10 protein-coding genes are annotated in these 14,421 nt (G+C 70.0%); 4 read left to right on the forward strand and 6 right to left on the reverse strand.

Annotated elements, in window-relative coordinates:
• The first annotated feature begins 65 nt into the window (after positions 1-65).
• A complete protein-coding gene (locus tag MKK75_RS20495; protein ID WP_244044357.1) occupies positions 66-911 on the forward strand; it encodes a DUF6502 family protein in 846 nt (281 codons plus the stop codon).
• An 11-nt stretch (positions 912-922) separates the two neighbouring features.
• Entirely contained in the window at positions 923-2,224 is a 1,302-nt protein-coding gene (locus tag MKK75_RS20500) for a DUF5666 domain-containing protein (protein ID WP_244044358.1), read from the forward strand.
• A gap of 124 nt (positions 2,225-2,348) precedes the next feature.
• Here MKK75_RS20500 and ada read toward each other — a convergent pair whose 3' ends face one another.
• Positions 2,349-3,422 carry a bifunctional DNA-binding transcriptional regulator/O6-methylguanine-DNA methyltransferase Ada gene (gene ada / locus MKK75_RS20505; RefSeq protein WP_244044431.1) on the reverse strand — a complete coding sequence of 358 codons (1,074 nt, stop codon included), beginning with the start codon at positions 3,420-3,422 and terminating at the stop codon, positions 2,349-2,351.
• A gap of 310 nt (positions 3,423-3,732) precedes the next feature.
• Here ada and MKK75_RS20510 point away from each other — a divergent pair, with 310 nt between their 5' ends.
• Positions 3,733-4,350 carry a class I SAM-dependent methyltransferase gene (locus MKK75_RS20510; RefSeq protein ID WP_244044359.1) on the forward strand — a complete coding sequence of 206 codons (618 nt, stop codon included), beginning with the start codon at positions 3,733-3,735 and terminating at the stop codon, positions 4,348-4,350.
• Positions 4,351-4,365: 15 nt separating this feature from the next.
• Here the strand turns inward: MKK75_RS20510 and MKK75_RS20515 are convergent, their stop codons facing one another.
• The 3 genes from MKK75_RS20515 to MKK75_RS20525 all read right to left on the reverse strand — a co-directional run bounded on the left by MKK75_RS20515 (position 4,366) and on the right by MKK75_RS20525 (position 8,358).
• The gene (locus MKK75_RS20515; RefSeq protein WP_244044360.1) at positions 4,366-5,874 is read right to left on the reverse strand and encodes a hypothetical protein; all 1,509 of its coding nucleotides are present in this window, start codon (positions 5,872-5,874) and stop codon (positions 4,366-4,368) included.
• A 247-nt stretch (positions 5,875-6,121) separates the two neighbouring features.
• Positions 6,122-7,384 carry a glycosyltransferase family 2 protein gene (locus MKK75_RS20520; RefSeq protein ID WP_244044361.1) on the reverse strand — a complete coding sequence of 421 codons (1,263 nt, stop codon included), beginning with the start codon at positions 7,382-7,384 and terminating at the stop codon, positions 6,122-6,124.
• A gap of 227 nt (positions 7,385-7,611) precedes the next feature.
• Positions 7,612-8,358: a YebC/PmpR family DNA-binding transcriptional regulator gene (locus MKK75_RS20525; RefSeq protein ID WP_244044362.1), complete on the reverse strand. Its 747-nt coding sequence runs from the start codon at positions 8,356-8,358 to the stop codon at positions 7,612-7,614.
• Between the two features lie 204 nt (positions 8,359-8,562).
• Between MKK75_RS20525 and MKK75_RS20530 the strand changes: the two genes are divergently transcribed.
• On the forward strand, positions 8,563-9,621 hold the full coding sequence (locus MKK75_RS20530) for an SDR family oxidoreductase (protein ID WP_244044363.1): 1,059 nt from the start codon (positions 8,563-8,565) through the stop codon (positions 9,619-9,621).
• Between the two features lie 12 nt (positions 9,622-9,633).
• On the opposite strand, the gene MKK75_RS20535 is transcribed toward MKK75_RS20530, so the two are convergent.
• Both MKK75_RS20535 and MKK75_RS20540 read right to left on the reverse strand, forming a co-directional pair.
• Complete coding sequence (locus MKK75_RS20535) at positions 9,634-11,595, reverse strand: methyl-accepting chemotaxis protein (protein ID WP_244044364.1); 1,962 nt, start codon at positions 11,593-11,595, stop codon at positions 9,634-9,636.
• Positions 11,596-12,101: 506 nt separating this feature from the next.
• On the reverse strand, positions 12,102-14,039 hold the full coding sequence (locus MKK75_RS20540; RefSeq protein WP_244044365.1) for a methyl-accepting chemotaxis protein: 1,938 nt from the start codon (positions 14,037-14,039) through the stop codon (positions 12,102-12,104).
• Positions 14,040-14,421 lie beyond the last annotated feature (382 nt).

The following is a 14,421-nucleotide window of genomic DNA, read 5'->3' on the forward strand; positions in this document are numbered from 1 at the left end:
TTTCCGGGTGTGCAGGCGCACGTTGTGGGATTGTCTCCCACGCAACATGCGGTAACGATGGCCCCATGTCCGAGACCGTCGACACACCGCGAGAGGGCGCAGCGCTGCACGCGCCGCTGGCACGGCTCCTGCGGCCGCTCGTGCGCCTGCTGGTGGCGCGCGGCATCACCTTTCCGGCTCTCAACGACCTTCTGCGCGAACTCTACGTGAACGTGGCCGAGTACGATTTCGCCCTATCCGGCAAGGAGCAGACCGACAGCCGCGTCTCCCTGCTCACCGGCATCCACCGCAAGGAGGTGCGGCGCCTGCGCGGGGCCGGCGCCCCCGTGAGCGCGGTGCCCGCCGTCGTGTCGCGCACGAGCCGGATCATCGCTCGCTGGATCGCCGACCCGGCCTTCACGGATCCGCAGGGCCATCCCCTGCCGCTGCCGCGGAATGCCGAGGATGACGCACCCTCCTTCGAGACCCTGGTCGCCGGGGTGACGCGCGACCTGCGCCCCCGGGCGGTCCTGGACGAGTGGCTCGACCGCGGCCTCGCCTTCACGGACGCGCAGGACCGGATCGTGCTGGCGGAAGCCGCCTACGTGCCCCGCGGCGACGGCGCCGAGGGGCCGCAGCTCTACTATTTCGGCCGCAACCTGCACGACCATATCGCGGCGGCCGTGGCCAATATCGTCGGCGACACGCCGCGGTTCCTCGAGCGGGCGGTCCACTATGACGGGCTCTCGAAGGAGCTCGCGGCCAAGCTCGAGGCGCGGGCCCGCGAGATCGCCATGGAGGCGCTGCAGCAGGCCAACCGGGAGGCGCACGCCGCCTGCCAGACCGATCCGGGCGGCGATCACCGCTGGAATTTCGGCCTGTACGTCTATGCGGAGGCCGGGCCGCCCGCGCGCTCCACGGACGGACGCTGAGAGGCCGCCCGGTGCGAACCCTGCCCAACCGCCGGTTCGTCCTGCGCCTCCTCGCGGGCGCCGCGACGCTGCTGCCGGCCCGAGTCCAGTCGCAGGAGGCGCCGCGCGATCAGGGCATCGGCGGCACCGGCATGATGCGGACCGACGCGCCGCGCGATAACCCGCTCGGCGAGGGCGACCGCGGCATCGGCGGCACCGGGGTGATCGGCACGATCCGCCGCTTCGGCTCGATCGTCGTCAACGACCTGCGCATCGGCTATCCGCCGGAGGTGGAGGTGCGCATCGATGGCGCGGCTGCAAGTGCGGCCGACCTGAGGATCGGGCACGTCGTCCATGTCGTCGCGCGGCCCGAGGGCGGAGGCCTCGCCACGCGCCGCATCGACGTGACCAGCGAGGTGGTGGGGCCCGTGGAGGCGGTCGCGCCGGGGCGGATGATCGTGCTCGGTCAGCGGGTCTCGACCGCGGGCCTCGGCGGGGACTGGAAGCCCGGCGCGCGGGTCGCGGTGAGCGGGCTGCGGCGGCCGGATGGGGTGATCGTGGCGAGCCTCATCGAGCCGCGGGCGGCCGGGCCGGACCGGGTCGCCGGGCCGGTCCGGCGCGGGGAGGACGGCACCTCGATGATCGGGGGCCTGCGCGTGACCGGGGCCGACGCCCTGCCCCCGGGCAGGCGCGCCCTGGTGACGGGCTCGGCGGCGGACGGCGCCCTGCGCGCGACCAACGCCGCCCAGATCGGCCTGCCGTTCCCGCCCGGGCTGAAGCAGGTCTCGATCGAGGCCTATATCGGCCGCGCGGGTGCGGGTCTCGATGTCGGCTCCGGCTACCGGGTCACCGGCCGGCCGGGGGCGAAGGTGCCGCGGCAGGGGAGTGTCCGCGCGGTGCTGACCGCCGGCATCGCCCGGGACGGCGACCTGACGGTGGAGCGGCTGCGGATCGAGAACCGCATCGCCCCCGAGCCGCCGCAGCGCGAAACCCCGGGCTTCGAGCGGGAGCGCGACCGCCTGGATCTGCGCAGCCTGCCCGACGAGCCGCCGGGGCGCCTCGGCGGGGAGCCTGGCGGGCGGGCGGGAGACATCGGCAGCTCCGGCGCCCCGCGGGGTTTCGGCATCGATACCCGGCCCGGGGGCGGGCCGATCTCCGGCACCGAGGGACGGGGCGGCTTCGGGGCGCCACGCGGGGGGCCGGGCGGGGGACCGGGCGGGCCACCGCCCGGCGGCCCCGGCGGGTTCGGCAGCCCCGCCGGGGGTCCGGGGGGCTTCGGCGGGCCCGGCGGCGGGTTCGGAGGACCGGGAGGGCCACCGGGGGGCCGTCGTTAGCGCGTTTCAGGTGCCGCAGTGCGGATCCTCCACGCACCCTCCCCCCTCTGCTGGGACGGGAGCGTCGCGGAACGGATCGCTTCCGTTCTCGAACCGGGTCCGGCCCCCGCGCAACGGATCGGCTTCAGCCCTTCGCCTCGCGCTGAAGCAGATCGCGCTTGCGCGCCACGCCCCAGCGATAGCCGGACAGCGCCCCGTCCGAGCGCACCACCCGGTGACAGGGGATCGCGACCGCGATCGGGTTCGCGCCGCAGGCCTGGGCCACCGCCCGCATCGCGGCGGGGAGCCCGATGGCCCGGGCGATCTCCCCGTAGCTCGCGGTCGAGCCCACCGGGATGCGCCGCAGCGCCTCCCAGACCCGCTGCTGGAAGGCGGTGCCGCGGATGTCCAGGGGCAGGTCGAGGCCGCATCCCGGCGCCTCCACGAGGCCGATGACCCGCGCCATCCAACCCTCGAAATCCGGATCGCCGCCCACGATCTCCGCCCCCGGAAACCGGTCCTGGAGATCCTGCAGGAGCGGCTCGGGCGTGTCGCCAAGCAGGATCGCGCAGATGCCCTGATCGGTCGCCGCGACCAGGATCGCGCCCAGGGAGCAGGCGCCGATCCCGAACCGGATGCGCATCCCCGCCCCGCCCTTCCGGTAGAGGGACGGCGCCATGCCGAGGCGCGGGGCGCCCTCGGCATAAAATCGGCTCGCCGCGCCGTAGCCGGCCTCGTACAGCGCCGCGGTGACCGAGCCTGCCCCCGGCAGCCGGGCGGCGATCCCGGCGGCCCGGCGGGCGGCGGCGTAGGCCCGCGGCGTTACGCCGGTGGCCGCCTTGAACACCCGGTGGAAGTGATAGGCGCTCATCCCCGCGGCCCGGGCGAGTTCGGCGAGCGACGGTTCGGTCTCCGCCGACTCGATCAGCCGGCAGGCCCGGGCGACCGCCTCGGCCCGGCGCTCGGCGAGGCCCGGCGCATCGGGGCGGCAGCGCCGGCAGGGGCGGAAGCCGGCGGCCTCGGCCTCGGCGCAGGTCCGGTGGAAGCTCACGTTCTCGGGCCGGGCGGTCCGCGACGGACAGCTCGGCCGGCAATACACGCCTGTGGTGCGGACTGCATACACGAAGGTACCGTCCGCCCGGGCGTCACGGACGGCGAGGGCCGCCCAGCGCTCGGCGTCGGGATCCGCCGCCGGATCGGGGCTCGGAACGAAGCGCATGGCGACGGCACTCTGAGGCATGGTGGAGGCGGTGTGGAGGGGCATGACGGGCACGACCGGGCTCGAAGGACGATACCCCATCCTGGCCGCCGGCCGCAGGGCCGGCATCCCGCCCCTTGCTGCCGAACTCACCGCGGCATCGTCTAAGATCCGGCACGACACTGTAAAGCCGGCGGCGCGGCCCGGGCGACCGCCGCACGCGGGTGACCGTGGCGCGGAGGACGAAATATAGCCCGCGTGCATCATCTTTCGGACGGTATTGAGCGTATGACAGGGCACCGTAGCGCTGCGGTGTCGAGGGAGCCGGCCTTTGAAGGCGTTGATCGGAAAACTACACGGCGATCTGATCTTCGACCGGCGGACGCGCGTCCTGGCCGAAGCCCTGGCCGGCCTGCTGCCCCGTGACGCGACCGTCCTCGACGTCGGATGCGGTGACGGAACCATCGCGGGGCTCTGCCGCGCGATCCGCCCCGATATTCACATCGAGGGTATCGACGTCCTGGTGCGGGCGAACACGATCATCCCGGTGCGCCCGTTCGACGGAACGACCTTGCCGTTCCCGGATCGATCGTGGGATGTCGTCACCTTCATCGACGTCCTGCATCACACCGAGGACCCGAGTCAGCTCCTCCGGGAGGCCGCCCGCGTCGCCCGACAGGCTGTGATCATCAAGGACCATCGTTCGGAGAACAGGTTCGACCACCTGACGCTCGCGCTGATGGACTGGATCGGCAACGCCCCCCATGGCGTCGCCCTGCCCTACAACTACCAATCCTCGAAGCAGTGGAGCACCTTGTTCGACGACGCCCGCTTATCGGTCGACACGGCGAGCACGGATGTTCCGCTCTACGTGTTCCCGCTCAATATGGTTTTTGGACGGAAGCTTCACGTCCTCACACGTCTTCGGCCTGATGGCGCCGGCGCATAGCCGGGGCATCGGCGCTCAGCTTGATATCGGGTCCCGCACCTGAGCCCACCTGTTCCGCCAGAGCCGGGCGGCGATCAGGAAAGCCAGAAGGGGGATCAACCAGATCACGCGCGCTTGGTAGCGCGCGAAGATGCCGGACGCGGCGCCGCAGATCAGCGCGTTCAGGATCACGCCCATCGGTATGAGGACGACGGCCCCGGCGAGCGGGGGGAGCCGATCGGATCGGTTCCATCGTGCGCGCGCGAAGAGGCCGAAGCACCGCGTCTTGAGGACGGCCCAGACGATGAGGATCCATGCCAGCATCACGATCACGATGTGAAGCACCGCAACGAACAGGGGATTGGCTCTCACCTCACAGGTGTCCGGTGCCGCTTCGCACGATTTCATGTCGGGGATGATCCGCAGGATGGCCGTTCGATGCCACCACGGAAACTGCAGGAAGCGCGCCGGCGACTTCATGGGCTCCCAGACATAGAAGGTCATGAGCTGCTGCAGCCCATTGTGCAGAATGCCCGTGAGAACGGCGGCGGGATCACGCGCAACAACGGCGCGTACGAACGCCGCCTCCTCGTTTCTCAAGCTGTCCCTGACCGCGTAGTCCGAGACGGAAAACACGCCCTTCGCAGGATCCTCCGACCAGAGGATCTCATCTTCGCTGGCGAAGGGTCGATCGGCGAACCGGCACAGGGTCGGGCTGGCGCCGTTCGGACAGATGGCCGCCAGATAGGCGCGGCCCGGCCCATCGGCGAGGAGGCGGGCCATGAGGAAGGGGGGCGTGCGCTGCGCGACGCCGGCATCCGCCTGGTAGAGCGCGCCGAACGCCCAGGTCATGGACAGAGCCACCAGGATCGACAGGGCGAGCCCTCCCGCGCGGATCGCGATGACCGTTCGTGGCGTCCTGCACGCGGCCAAGATCGCGAGCGCGAGGGTCGATAGGGCGACGGCGAGCGCGACGTTGGCGGCATGAAACGTCAGGCTGGCCACGAGCAGCCCCCACAGCATGACGCGCTCCGCGACGGGAAACCGCTCCGGGCAGAAGGCGAGGATGGTCACCGCGATGATCAGCAGGCCCGCGTAGAGGTCCGGCATCGCGAAGGCTGCGAAGAACGGCAGGCTCGTGCCGAGGCCGAGCGTCAAGATCACGCTCTGATAGAAGACGGGTAGAGCCGCCGGCAGCAACCCGCGGATCAGGACGCCGATCGACCACGCCGCCAGGAGTGCCTGGCCCGCGGCGAGCAGCCACAACGTTCCGAAACGGACCGCGAGGACGAGGACAAGTCCGTAAAACGGCGATCGACCGCCCGCGACCGTCGCCGGTGTCCTGTCGCGCATCGCGCGCGAATCCGGCATGACCGAGGTCGGATCGGTCAGGCGGTTCTCGTCGAGGTCCGGCTGCGCGATGCCCAGCCGCCAGGCAAGATATTCGCCTTGCGAATAATACCAGGCCGTATCGGTGAAGACCGATGGCCGCCCATTGGCTGCCGCGACGGCAAACAGGATCGCACCGGCGAGGAGGATGTGCATCCACCAGGCTCTGCGATCGCCCTGAGCCGTGGCATTGCTCGCAACCTGACGGCCTCGCGCGACGGCACCCGGAGATGCGGCTGTCATCATGATCGTGTCCTCCGGCGCGGAGCGCCGCGACACCCGCCGGGAGCCGCGCCCGATCGCAGGGTGATCCGGACCATCGCCGAGGCCTCGCCCTGACGCGCGGCCTTGCGCCGAACCATTTTCGGGCTCGGCAGAAGGCGCTCCTGGCAAGGCGCCCGTGTCACGCCGCCGACTTGTGGGGTTCGCGAGCCGCGGCCTCCATCTCCGGGGCTTTGACCTGAAGGAATTCAGCCTCGTTGCCGCCGATCACGGCCAGCAGGAAGCCGCCGAGCGCGTTCTGAGCACCGACCACCAGGAGCGTCGTTCCGGCCACCGCGGGCAGGACGCTGCCGATCGGCCCGTAGCTGTGCCGGGACCAGTACCAGATCACCAGCGCAAGGATGGTCAAGCCGGCCATGCCGGTGATGAGGCCGGCCGCCAGCATCGTTTCCAGGGAAACCCAGGACGTCCACCGCATGGGACGCCGACGCGGACGACGGTAACCTTCACGGACACCGTAGAGGTGCGTGGCCGCGGCGAACAGGCTCAGGTTGTGGGCCAGCCCCAGCATCGCACCGGCCAGGATCACCCAGTAATTGCCGAGAACGAACGTCCGCTCCGCACCCAGGGCCAGGGCGACCGCCGCCAGCAGCAGGATGGCAAGACCGCAGCTCGCCAGCAGGGCGGCGGGCGCAGCGAAGATCCCGGTCGGGCTCAGCATCAGCAGATACCGCAGGTGACGCCAGCCGTCCCGCCACGGGCGAAGGTGCGAACCGCGGCCGCGACGATCGCGCGACAGGGTCGCCGGACGCTGGGTGATGCGCTCGCCCTTCAGCGCCGCCTTGATCACCATCTCGCTGGCGAACTCCATGCCGCTGCCGCGCAGGTTCAACCGGCGGTGGCAGCCCTTCGTCAGGGCGCGCAGGCCGCAATGCGCATCCTCGATGCCGGCGCGGAACAGCAGGTTCAGGATGCCCGTCAGCACGGGATTGCCGATGTAGCGGTTCTTCCACGGCATGGCACCGGCCGCGATGCCCCCCTGAAAGCGCGACCCCATGCAGAGATCCGCACCGGAGCGCAGGGCACTCACCATGGCGACCGCGTCGCGAAAATCGTACGATCCGTCCGCATCGCCCATGACGAGGTAGCGGCCTCGAGCCGCCCGGAATCCGCCGTTCAGCGCCGCCCCGTAGCCACGCTGGGAAACCACGACCACGCGGGCGCCGGCAGCGGACGCGACCGTGCGGCTCTCATCGAGGCTGCCGTTGTCGGCGACGATGATCTCACCCTTCAGGGCCTGCGTCTCGCTGAGCTGATCCAGGGCGGCGCGCGCCGTCGCCAGGGCGGCCGGCAGGGCCCGTTCTTCGTTGAGGCACGGAATGACGATCGAAACGTCGATCGGGCTCGCGCTTCCGGCGCTTGAAGTCCAGTCGTCCCGACTCATGGAAACCGTCCGAGCTGCTCATCGGACACGCTACGGAACGAGAACCTGCGGTTTGGTTAACCAAAACCGGTATCGGCCGACGTTTGATCGGAAGCCCGTGAGATCTGAGGGCGTTTATCGTGAACGAACGGCACGGGCCGACCATGCCGGCCGCAGTCGCGAACCTGCTCCCGGACAAGGACGGCCCCGGCCTGCCCCCGTGGGGAACCGCCCGCCCGGAACCCGGCTCAGGCCTGAAGCTTGGCCATCAGCGCATCCGACAGGGCGAAGTTCACGTAGACGTTCTGGACGTCGTCCTGATCCTCGATCACCTCGACGAGGCGGATCAGCTTCTCGCCGGTCTCGTCGTCGACGTCGATCGTGTTCTGCGCCTTCCAGATCAGGCCGGTGCGGCTCGGTTCGCCGAAGCGGCCTTCGAGGGCCCTGGCGACCTCGCCGTAGGAATCCTGGGCGCAGATCACCTCATGCCCGTCCTCGCCCGAGTTCACGTCGTCGGCGCCGGCCTCGATAGCAGCCTCCAGCATCGTGTCGGCGTCGGCCACGGAGGCCGGGAAGGCAATCACGCCGACCCGGTCGAACATGAACGCCACGGCACCGGTCTCGGCGAGGCTGCCGCCCGATTTGGTGAAGGCCGAGCGCACGTCGGAGGCGGTGCGGTTGCGATTGTCGGTCTGGGCCTCGACGATGAGCGCGGCGCCGCCGGGCCCGTAGCCCTCGTAGCGGATGTCCTCGTAGTTCTCGCCGTCCGCGCCGGCAGCCTTCTTGATGGCGCGCTCGATGTTGTCCTTGGGCATGTTTTCCGCGCGCGCCGCGATGACGGCGGCGCGCAGGCGGGCGTTCATCGCCGGATCGGGCGTGCCGAGCTTGGCCGCCACGGTGATCTCCCGGGCGAGCTTGCCGAACACCTTCGAGCGGACCGCGTCCACCCGGCCCTTGCGGTGCATGATGTTCTTGAACTGGGAATGGCCTGCCATGGCGTGTCGGACTTTGTACGTTGGCGCGGCGGGCGTGCGGGAGCCCGCCGACGCGGCTGCGAGGTCGCCGCGTTATAGGCCGCCCGCTTTCGACGAAGCAACGCGGCCGCGGAGCCCGCGCATTGCGCTTCGTGATCGGGCACCTGCGGAAAGATTGCCGCCATCGGACGTTGCCGCAGGGACTTTCTGTGACCTGGGGACCTGATGTCGAGCCGGAACGGACGCAACACGGTGATGGTGGCGGGCGCGAGTGCGGGCGTCGGACGCGCGGTCGCCCACGAATTCGCCCGGCACGGCTGGAATGTCGGTCTGATCGCGCGGGGCGAGGCGGGGCTCCAGGGCACGATCCGCGATGTCGAGGGGGCCGGCGGCCGGGCGCTGGCCTTCATGGCGGACGTGGCCGATGCGGACGCGGTCGCGCAGGCGGCCGACGAACTCGCCGAGCGGTTCGGCGGCATCGACGTCTGGGTCAACAACGCGATGGTGACGATCTACGCGCCCGTGCAGGAGACGAGCCCGGAGGAGTTCAGGCGAGCCACCGAGGTCACCTATCTCGGACAGGTCCACGGCACGCTCGCGGCGCTCCGCCACATGGTGCCGCGCGACCGGGGCACGATCGTGCATATCGGCTCGGCGCTGGCCTATCGCTCGATCCCGCTCCAGGCGAGCTACTGCGCCGCCAAGGCGGCCGTGCGGGGCTTCGTCGACAGCCTGCGCAGCGAGCTGCTCCACGACGGCAGCCGGGTGCGGCTGACGATGGTGCAGTTGCCCGCGGTGAACACGCCGCAATTCGATTGGGCGCGCTCGCGGCTGCCGCGCAAGCTCGAGCCGGTGCCGCCGATCTATCAGCCCGAGGCCATCGCCCGCCACGTGTATCGCGCGGCCCACGATGCACCGCGGGAATTGTGGATCGGCGCTTCGGCCTGGAAGGCGATCGTCGGCAACATGCTGATCCCGGGCTGGATCGACGGATACCTCGCCCGGCACGGCTATCGGGGGGAGATGACCAGCGTGCAGGCCCAGAAGAACCGCCCCGACAACCTCTACGACCCGGTCGACACCGATCCCGGGGCGCATGGCCGCTTCGACGCCCGATCGACCGCCCACGTCGCGGCGGCCGACCCGCGCTGGCTCAAGCTCGGACTTGCGGCGGCTCTGGGCGTCGTCGCGGGCACGATGCTGTTCGCCACCGAGGCGCAGGGGCGTCGGGAGGGGCGCAGCGCGGCGCGCGTCCAAGGCCCGCGGAGCCGCGTCGCCCGGTAGGTCGGCACGCCCTTACGCCGCCCGCACGGTCGCCAGGAAGCGCTGGACCTCGGCCGAGAGCTGGTCCGCCTGGCGCGCCAGCTCGGAGGCCGAGGCCAGGACCCCCGTCGCCGCGGTCCCGGTCGCCTCTGCCGTACCGGCCACGACCGCGATGGTGCTGGTGACCGCGCTCGTGCCGACGGCGGCCTGCCCGACATTGCGGACGATCTCCTGGGTGGCCGCACCCTGCTCCTCGACCGCCGCCGCAATCGACGCCGCCACCGTGTTGATCTCGCGGATCCGGCCGGCGATCCCGCCGATCGCCGACACAGCCTGGCCGGTGGCACCCTGGACCTGGGCGATCTGCTGGCCGATCTCGTCGGTGGCCCTGGCGGTCTGCTCGGCCAGCGCCTTGACCTCCGCGGCCACCACGGCGAAGCCCCGGCCGGCCTCGCCGGCCCGGGCCGCCTCGATCGTGGCGTTGAGCGCCAGCAAATTGGTCTGGGCCGCGATGCCCGAGATCATCCCCACGACCTCCCCGATCTTGGCCACGCTCGCGTTCAGCGCCTGGACGAGCGTGGCGGTCTGACCCGCCTCGTCCACCGCCGCCCGCGCCAGATCGGCCGAGCCGGACACTTGGCGCCCGATCTCCTGTACCGAAGTCCCAAGCTCCTCGGCGGCGGCCGCGACGGTCCCGACATTGGACGCCGCCTGCTCGGCGGCGGCCGCCGCGGTGGTGGACTGGGCCGCCGTCTCGTCCGCGGAGGCCACCATGGTCTGGGCGGTGAGCTGAAGTCCGCTCGCCGAGGACGAGACCGTCTCGACGATCCCGCCGGCGGCGCGCTCGAACGCGTCGGCCATCTGAAGCATGGCCGCCTTCCGCTCCGCGTCGGCGCGGCTCCGGGTTTCAGTCGCCTCCTCTTCGAGGGCGCGCGTGCGAATCAGGTTGTCCTTGAACACCTGCACCGCGCCCGCCATGGCGCCGAGTTCGTCCGAGCGCCCGACGCCGGGCACCAGCGCATCGAATTGCCCCTCGGCGAGCCGCCGCATGGCGCCGGCCAGCCCGTGGATGCCCCGGATGACGCGACGTTGCACCACCAGGATTGCCGCCACCGCGAGCCCGAGTTCCAACAGGATCACGGCTGCGGCCGCGCAGAGGTCCCGATAGGCCTGATCAGCCACCTGCTTGGCCTTGCCGGCCGCGAAATCGAGGACGGCGACCGCCGCGCCGGCGATCGCCTGCTGACCGGCGACGACACCGGCGTCCCATTCCACGCCGGGGATCTCGACCTTGCGTCCCGCCGCAACGGCGGCCACGAGGGCCTGCCGCATCGTGGCCATCCGGCCACCGAAATAGAGCGCATCGACGCGCTCGTAATGCGCATGCAGGAGCGCGGCAGATCCTCCAATCCCGACCGCGCGCTTCGCGAGCTTCCAGGCTGTCATCGCCTCGGTATCGGCGGTGTTCAACCGGATCCAGTCCGTCGTCGTAGCGGCGCGACCGGTTGCCAGGAGTTCGCTGACAGTCGCGGCGCTGCGACCGGCGCTCGTCCGGGTGACCCATGTCGACGTCCGGGCGTCGAGGAGGATGCCGTAGGCCGGGTCAAGGGCCTGGATCTCCGCCTCCGTGGCGTCCGAGGCGGTTTCGAGGGCTGTGAGGAAACGGTTCCCGAACTCGTCCAGGGTCTTGCGCAGCGACGGATCGCGTGCCGCCAGCGGCTGGTCGAGGGCCGCATCCACGGCCGGACGCAGCCGCCGCCACTCGCTCACGAAGGACTGGAGTTCGCCGCTCCCGGCTCGCAGCTTGTCGTTGAGTACTTGGCCGAGGGCCGAGATGCCGACATCGGCAGCCTTGTCGAACGGCGCGCGGCCGTCGAGCGCCGTCTTCCGATGGATGCGGTTGGCATCGGGCTCTTCAAGGAGCGCGGTCATGGCCCAGCCCCGCTCGACGCGCAGGTGCGTCAGGCTCGCGAAGAGATTGCGGTCGATCGCCATATAGTCGGCAACCTGATCGGCAATGGCCGACTTTGACCAGCTTTCGCTGATGCGCGATGTCGCAAGACCGATCGCGCACGCACTGATGAGGGCGACGATCGAGAATATGACGAATCGGATCGATAGAATTCTCATCGTATGAGTTCGCAACTTTAGTGAAAATCTGAGAAATTCTTACAGAAATCTCATCGCAGCGCGCGCGTCAAGAGGAAAAAAATCTAAGGTTGTTATCCGATATAGTCAGGTCGATACGCAAGATAAGTACTATTCCATATAAAATACTATCAGCTTGATGTTAGATAAAGTATAATTTCCCCGTATGGCCGAGGATTTACGGGACGGATGCCTGGCGCTCGGCTGGTAGAGTTGCGTCTGGGCTGGGTAGCCCGGTCAAGCCAACAGTGTCGCGGGCCCGAGGCGCGCGGCACCGGCGGGCCGACGAGCGCACACGTGAGGAGCGCCCCGTCGCGGACCGTTGGGTTAGCCCGAGGGACCGCCCGGACCGCTCACGCCGCCCGCACGGTCGCCAGGAAGCGCTGGACCTCCTCGGCGAGGTGCTCGGCTTGGCTCGACAGCGCGGTGGCCGACGTCAGGACATCCCGGGCGCCGAGGCCGGTCTTCTCCGCCGCCCCGGCCACGCCCGCGATCGTGCCGGTCACCGCGCTCGTCCCGGACGAGGCCTGCTCCACGTTGCGGACGATCTCCTGGGTGGCCACACCCTGCTCCTCGACCGCCGCCGCGATCGTGGTCGCCACGGTGCTGATCTCCCGAATTCGTGCTGCGATCCCGCCGATCGCGGAGACCGCCGCACCGGTCGCACCCTGCACCTGTCCGATCTGCTGGCCGATCGCGTCGGTGGCCTTGGCGGTCTGCTCGGCCAGCGCCTTGACCTCGGCGGCCACCACGGCGAAGCCCCGGCCGGCCTCGCCGGACCGGGCCGCCTCGATCGTGGCGTTGAGCGCCAGCAAATTGGTCTGGGCCGCGATGCCCGAGATCATCGACACCACGTCGCCGATCTTGGCCATGCTCGCGTTTAAGGCTTGAACGAGCGCGGCGGTGTGATCGGCTTCATGCACCGCGTTGCGCGCCAGATCCGCCGAGCCCGAGACCTGCCGGCCGATCTCCTGCACCGACGCGCCCAGTTCCTCGGCCGCGGCCGCAACGGTGTCGACGTTGGACGCCGCCGCCTCGGCGGCGGCGGCGACCCGGGTCGAACGGTTCGCGGTGTCGGCCGCGGCCGTCGCCAGCGATTGCGCCGTCGCCTGCAGGGCCCCGGCCGAGGTCGAGACCGTGCCGACGATCGCGCCGGCTGCCGCCTCGAACGTGTCGGCCATCTGGTGCATCGCGGCGCGGCGCTGCTCCTCGGCCCGGCGCCGGGCCTCGGCCGCCTCCTGTTCGAGATCCCGGGTCCGGATCAGATTGTCCTTGAACACCTGCACGGCGCCGGCCATGTCGCCGATCTCGTCGTTGCGCTGCGTGCCGGGCACCAGGGTTTCGAGCCGCCCATCGGCGAGACCGCGCATGGCGCCGGCCAGTTCGAGGATCCGCCGCACGACGCGGCGCTGCACCACCAGGACTGCCACCACCGCAAGCCCCAGCGTGAACAGGATCACGGCCGCGGCCGTGACGAAGTCCTGACGGGCCCGGTCGGCCGACGTCCTGGCCCGGTCCATGCCGGCCTGCGTCACCGTGTCGGCCGCCTCCGTCACCGCGTTCTGGGCGGCGCGGAACGCGGTGCCCCATTCCGAGCGGGGAAGAGAGACGAGATACTCATCCGCCACGGTGGCGGCGATGGATTGCCGTATCTCGGCCAACCGACCGCCGAACAGGCGTGCCTTTGCGCGCCCGTACGCAGCCTTCACCGTGTCGCCCAGGCCGCCGGCGTCGATCATGCGCTCGGCCATTTGCCAGGCCGTGCGGGCCTCCGTGTCGGCGGTGTTCAGCCGCGTCCAGCCCTCCCAGGTGGCGGGCCGTTGCGCCGCGACGAGTTCATCCTGCACGTTGGAGGCACGTCCGGCGCTCACCCGGGCAAGCCACGTTGCCGCCCGGGCATCGAGGTAGATTCCGAAGGCCGGATCGAGCAGCCTGATCTCCGCTTCGGTTGCGTCGGACGCGGCTTCGATCACCGTCAGGACGCGACCACCCAACCCGTCCAGTGTCGCGGGCAGGGCCGGATCGCGGGCGGCGACCGGCTGATCGAGGGCGGCATCCACGGTCGAGCGCGCGCGTCGCCACGTCTCCAGAAGGGACCGGAACTCCGCGCTTCCGAGGGCTGGCGCGGTCTCGGATACGCGGCTCAGACCGTCGAGCGCGCGCTCGACAGCCGTGTCGAAGGGCTCGCGACTGTCACGGACGATGTCACGATAGGTTCTGTTGACGGCGGGCTCCTGGGCGAGTGCGGAGATGCCCCATCCGAGTTCCGTTCGGAACTGCGTCAGGCTCACGAACAGATCCCGGTTGATCCCCATGTCCTGAGCGACGCGTTCCGCCGCATCCGACCGCGATTTGCTTCTGACCACTTGCAAGGCTGCGAGAATGATGGCGCAGGCGCCGATTGATGCTATAATAGATATGATTATAAATTTGATCGACAATCTTCGCATGATTTCCCGTCCTTGAACTGCGTCGAGGCCGAACAATCTTTGAGTGCCTTCTGCCGGATCGGACGCCAGCCAAATTCAAGAATGCACAGTTCCAAGTTGGAAACTCAACGCAATTTTTCTGCCAGATGTCCGAAGACATGGCCTCACACGAAATCAGGAGATATAGTTTTAATATCTTTCTCAATGCAGGTCGGAATGCAGCCTACCCAAATTCCAGCTCGAA

Source organism: Methylobacterium sp. J-030, assembly GCF_022829545.1.
In the GTDB taxonomy this organism is placed as follows: Bacteria; Pseudomonadota; Alphaproteobacteria; order Rhizobiales; family Beijerinckiaceae; genus Methylobacterium.

Coding starts and splice junctions, on each gene's coding strand:
- MKK75_RS20515 (WP_244044360.1), bottom strand. CDS start 5,874: ATGCACATCCTCCTCGCCGGTGCGATCCTGTTTGCCGTCGCGGCAGCC.
- MKK75_RS20535 (WP_244044364.1), bottom strand. CDS start 11,595: ATGGCGATCGACCGCAATCTCTTCGCGAGCCTGACGCACCTGCGCGTC.
- MKK75_RS20520 (WP_244044361.1), bottom strand. CDS start 7,384: ATGAGTCGGGACGACTGGACTTCAAGCGCCGGAAGCGCGAGCCCGATC.
- ada (WP_244044431.1), bottom strand. CDS start 3,422: ATGCGCTTCGTTCCGAGCCCCGATCCGGCGGCGGATCCCGACGCCGAG.
- MKK75_RS20525 (WP_244044362.1), bottom strand. CDS start 8,358: ATGGCAGGCCATTCCCAGTTCAAGAACATCATGCACCGCAAGGGCCGG.
- MKK75_RS20530 (WP_244044363.1), top strand. CDS start 8,563: ATGTCGAGCCGGAACGGACGCAACACGGTGATGGTGGCGGGCGCGAGT.
- MKK75_RS20495 (WP_244044357.1), top strand. CDS start 66: ATGTCCGAGACCGTCGACACACCGCGAGAGGGCGCAGCGCTGCACGCG.